This window comes from Seonamhaeicola marinus, from assembly GCF_008085455.1.
Genome location: NZ_VSDQ01000565.1, coordinates 1 through 385, shown reverse-complemented (window position 1 = coordinate 385; position 385 = coordinate 1). Strand labels below are relative to the sequence as shown.

At 33.2% G+C, this 385-nt stretch carries 1 protein-coding gene; it reads right to left on the bottom strand.

The genetic code is table 11. From position 1 onward, the window contains the following. The coding region (locus tag FUA24_RS08295; protein ID WP_148541272.1) for a pyridoxal-phosphate dependent enzyme at positions 1-385 on the bottom strand (385 nt) is incomplete at both ends.

The window sequence follows — 385 nt, the reverse complement described above, 5'->3', positions numbered from 1 at the left end:
AAAGTTAAATTACCTACGCGCTTAACAGCAGCACCATCAACAAACTTATCAATATTTTCTAAAGTTGTGTTTTCATTATTTTTTATTGAAGTAGCCATAGATTGTGCTCCTTGCGGCTCAACTCCTATTATTTTTGTTTTAGGCGACATGGTTTTAAAAACGGTTGATAAACCTGCTGCTAAACCACCGCCACCAATAGGTATAAAAACATAATCAATAGTTTTATTACTTTGTTCTATTATTTCTAAACCTACAGTTGCTTGCCCTTCAATTACTTTTTCATCATCAAATGGATGAATAAATATTTTGCCTGTACTATTACACTCTAACATGGCTGCGTGGTAAGCATCATCAAACGTATCACCTTGTAACTTGATATCAATAT